The organism is Acidovorax sp. FG42, from assembly GCF_057809195.1.
This window is the reverse complement of the sequence record NZ_JBMDJM010000038.1, coordinates 1-825: the sequence shown is the minus strand read 5'-3', so window position 1 is coordinate 825 and position 825 is coordinate 1. Positions and strand designations below refer to the sequence as shown.

Below are 825 nucleotides of genomic sequence, written 5' to 3'. Positions count from 1 at the left end.
CTTAGACCGGCTAACACGACCGCTCGACAAAGCGCGAGCAGATGATTGCTCCGGCCAGCGTGAGCAGCGCCCGGTGAATGTCGAGTCTGCGCTCGAAGCGGATGCGCAGTTTGCAGAAGCTAGCAAACCACGCGTGAATCCTCTCCCAACCACCCAGCAATGCTTGCCCAGGCTCTGGCTGCTTTCAATACCTCGCCTAGCCATCCTGCTGGTGATGTCGTGGCTGCATAGATGGGCTCCGCATCTTGCGAAGTCATAGCCCTTCCAGCGGCGTGGCATGCATCTATGCACTTCTCGAACATGATGAAGTCGTGTCGGTTTACACCGCTGACTAGCACCACCAGTGGAATGCCCCGGGCGTCTACGACGATATGCCGCTTAGAGCCTAATTTGCCCCGGCCCGCATGGTTGGGTCACGTTTCCTGGCCTCCCGGGGGCTTGGCACCGATGAGCCATCGATGCTGGTGCGGCTCCAATCAATCTGGTCGTGCTCACGCAGGCGCACTAGTATGGCCTGATACAGCCTGTCGCATGTCCCACACACCTGCGGCATTCCAGCCCCTCAGCCTTCGTCAACAGGCCATGCCACTACCCCAGCCCAGAGATTGAGGAAGGTCTTCCAACGGAGTGATTGTGTGCAGCACAAAAAGGATGCCGTGAGGGGCTGCTTGGTCGCTAACTTGGAGGCTGCGCGGGCTGCCCTTGGCAGACGGGGTGAAGACGGGAATCAAGGGCTAGAGTTGTTTCCATAGCTCCTTGCTAACAGAGCTGTCTGGACATGAGACGCCAGGCCTACCTGCTCTTTGGCATGCCTTTGTCGATTCG

The 825-nt window shown here is 58.7% G+C and carries 1 pseudogene; it reads right to left on the bottom strand.

The window, feature by feature from the left end:
• Positions 1 to 10: 10 nt before the first annotated feature.
• Positions 11 to 731, bottom strand: a pseudogene (locus ACODSM_RS22425) (IS5 family transposase).
• Positions 732 to 825: the final 94 nt, after the last annotated feature.